Below are 3,015 nucleotides of genomic sequence, written 5' to 3'. Positions count from 1 at the left end.
CTGCTGGGGGGCGGCGAGGGCGGGGACCGCGTGGCCGGCTCCGAGCACCGCGGAGGCCGCGGCGGCGATGACGACGGTGCGATGGGCGGCCGGGTGGCCGCTGATTCGGGCGGCCGGGGAAGCCGGTACGGCTCGCCTCCGGTCGACGCATCCGGGGCATTCGCAGTCGCTCTCGGGTTCGAATTCCTCGAATGCCGGAGCCACCATGCGATTCCCCTCACACTCCACTTGGAAATGTCCGCGACTGTGCACGTTCGTCAGTCTTGCCCAACTCTCTTGCCGACGCGCCTCCTGACGGTCCGAATGATGCACACGGGGTCCTCCCGGGGGTGCGGGGCAGGTCCGGACGGCCGTCCGGGGCCCGTGCGGGACCTGCGCGGGAGCCGCGCGCGACCTGCGCGGGGGTCCGGAGCACCTCGGGAGGTCATGTAGAGTTACCGTCGTCAAGCAGGCGCCGCTAGCTCAGTTGGTTAGAGCAGCTGACTCTTAATCAGCGGGTCCGGGGTTCGAGTCCCTGGCGGCGCACAGACAGGAAAGCCCCTCGCGAGAGCGAGGGGCTTTCTGCTGTTCCGGACCATTCTCGGGGGCGCCGTCACCCGGTGGCGCCGGTCAGATACGCCGACACGATCACGTTGGCCGTGTAGCTGCGGCTCGCCCGGTCGAAGGTGCCGCCGCAGGTGATCAGCCGCAGCTCGGCGCGGCCCGACTCGCGGGGGCCGTAGGCCTGGCGGGCGTCGAAGCCGTCGCGCTGGACCACCTCGACCTCGTCGACGGTGAACTCGGCGACCCGGCCGTCGTCGCGGACCACGCGGATCGTCTCGCCCGCCACGAGCGTGCTCAGTCTGTAGAAGACGGCGGGGCGGGTCTCGGTGTCGACATGGCCGACCATCAGCGCGGTACCGGCGGCGCCGGGCCGCACACCGGCCCCGTACCAGCCGACGACGCCCGCCTGGTCGTAGGGCGGCGCCGCGATCGCGCCCTCCGCGTCGAGGCCGCGGACCACGACCGGGGCCTGCACGCCCAGCTGTGGGATGTCCACGCGCTGCGGCAGCGCGGCCCCCAGCGGCCGGGCGGCGGGCGGCAGCTCGGCGTCGGCGGGCCGGCCCACCGCGGCCACGTCACCCGTGGCGGTGCCGTTCGCGCCGGGCCGTACGTCGGTCACCTCGCGCCCCCACAGCCACAGGCCGAGCAGCAGCAGTGCCCAGGTCAGGCCGGTGAGGAGGCGCCCGGAGGAGCGTTCGCGTCCGGACATGGTCAGTCCGTCCCACGGCGCCGCCGGCTCCTGCGCAGCGCCACGGCGACGGCGGCGGCACCCGCCAGGAGCAGACCGGTGACCGCGTGGGCCACGCCGGGGCCCTGAACGCGCGACTCGTCGACGGCGGCCAGCGGTGCCGCGCCCCCACCGCCCGCCCGCACCGGCGCGACCGGGGACGCGGGCGTGGACGGCGGGGCGGAGGCGGCGACGACCTTGACGGCGCCCTTGACCCTGAAGTCGGCGCAGGTGATCGTCACGTCGTAGGAGCCGGGGTCGATGGAGGTGCGGATCCGGGTCCCACCCGACAGGGAGCCGCCCGAGCCGGCGCCGCCCGTGCCGACCAGGTGCGCGTCGGAGACGAACGCCTTCGACGCGGCGGTGGCCTTCTTGCCGGCGCAGCCGGTGACCTTGACGGTGACCTCGTCGCCGGGAGCCGGGGCCGACGGGGTCACCGAGACTCCGCCCGCCGGTTCCGCGGCGTACCCGTACGCCGTCGGGGTGAGTGTCGCGGCGACGGCCGCGACACCCGCACAGAGTGTGACTTTCAATGAACCCATCGTGAACCTCCCAGTACCTGGAGGCTCCCCCGGGCACCGGTGCCCCGCATCTCCAGCGGGGGCACCGTTACTCCGTCCGGGTCACTTTTCCGCGTCGGCAGGTTTCAGATCCGGTCGACGAGATCCGCGATCGAGTCGACCACCTTCGACGGGCGGTACGGGAAGCCGTCCACGTCCGAGGGCCGGGTCAGGCCGGTGAGCACCAGGAACGTCTCCATCCCGGCCTCCATGCCGGCCAGTACGTCGGTGTCCATGCGGTCGCCGATCATCGCGCTCGTCTCGGAGTGGGCGCCGATCGCGTTCAGCCCGGTGCGCATCATCAGCGGGTTGGGCTTGCCCGCGAAGTAGGGCTGCTTGCCGGTCGCCTTGGTGATCAGTGCCGCTACCGCGCCGGTGGCGGGAAGCGCGCCCTCGGTGGAGGGCCCGGTCTCGTCGGGGTTCGTGGCGATGAACCGGGCGCCGTCGTTGATCAGCCGGACCGCCTTCGTCATCGCCTCGAAGGAGTAGGTGCGGGTCTCGCCCAGGACGACGTAGTCCGGCTCGTGGTCGGTCAGGACGTAGCCGATGTCGTGCAGCGCCGTGGTCAGACCGGCCTCGCCGATGACGTACGCCGAACCGTCGGGCCGCTGGTCGTCCAGGAACTGGGCGGTGGCCAGGGCCGAGGTCCAGATGTTCTCGATCGGCACGTCCAGGCCCATCCGGCGCAGCCGGGCGTGCAGGTCGCGCGGGGTGTAGATCGAGTTGTTCGTCAGCACGAGGAACGGCCGGCCCGACTCGCGCAGCTTCTTCAGGAAGGAGTCTGCGCCGGGGATCGGGACGCCCTCGTGGATGAGCACCCCGTCCATGTCGGTGAGCCACGACTCGATGGGCTTGCGGTCTGCCATGTGGTGCGTCTCCTGGCGTGCGTCGTACGGGCAGGGGCGGGGGCGCCGGAACCACGGCGTACCGACGCCCCCAGCCTAATCAGCACCGCGTGATCCGGAACCCGTCGATCAGCAGCCGATACGCGGCCGGTACGGCCGTGGCTCCCGGGGCTTCCCCACGGGGCCGTACGCCTCAGCGGCGTTTGCGGGCCACCACCAGGGCGGCGCCCGTCGCCAGGAGAGCGGCGGTGACGGTGACGACGCCGACCGGTGAGGAGAGGCCGGTGAGGGCCAGCTCCTGGGCCTCGTCTGCGAGGGAGGGAGAGGGGGAGCTGTCGGG

3 protein-coding genes, 1 tRNA gene and 1 pseudogene are annotated in these 3,015 nt (G+C 72.6%); 1 reads left to right on the top strand and 4 read right to left on the bottom strand.

Annotated elements, in window-relative coordinates; all coding sequences use genetic code 11:
- Positions 1–207: pseudogene (locus P1P75_RS40805) on the bottom strand (hypothetical protein); the annotation flags it as partial.
- Positions 208–451: 244 nt separating this feature from the next.
- Between P1P75_RS40805 and P1P75_RS40800 the strand changes: the two are divergent.
- Positions 452–525, top strand: a tRNA-Lys gene (locus P1P75_RS40800).
- A gap of 67 nt (positions 526–592) precedes the next feature.
- Here P1P75_RS40800 and P1P75_RS40795 read toward each other — a convergent pair.
- The 3 genes from P1P75_RS40795 to P1P75_RS40785 all read right to left on the bottom strand — a co-directional run bounded on the left by P1P75_RS40795 (position 593) and on the right by P1P75_RS40785 (position 2,696).
- Entirely contained in the window at positions 593–1,252 is a 660-nt protein-coding gene (locus P1P75_RS40795; RefSeq protein ID WP_319264899.1) for a class F sortase, read from the bottom strand.
- A 2-nt stretch (positions 1,253–1,254) separates the two neighbouring features.
- Positions 1,255–1,812 carry a hypothetical protein gene (locus tag P1P75_RS40790; RefSeq protein WP_319264896.1) on the bottom strand — a complete coding sequence of 186 codons (558 nt, stop codon included), beginning with the start codon at positions 1,810–1,812 and terminating at the stop codon, positions 1,255–1,257.
- Positions 1,813–1,916: 104 nt separating this feature from the next.
- Positions 1,917–2,696 (bottom strand): HAD-IIA family hydrolase, encoded by a 780-nt coding sequence (locus P1P75_RS40785; protein WP_319264893.1) that lies wholly within the window; start codon positions 2,694–2,696, stop codon positions 1,917–1,919.
- Between the last annotated feature and the right edge of the window lie 319 nt (positions 2,697–3,015).

Origin of the sequence: Streptomyces sp. ID05-39B (assembly GCF_033794725.1) — a bacterium.
Classification (GTDB): Bacteria; Actinomycetota; Actinomycetes; order Streptomycetales; family Streptomycetaceae; genus Streptomyces; species Streptomyces bobili.
Note: the sequence above shows the minus strand (reverse complement) of the source record. Positions and strands in the feature narration are given on the sequence as shown.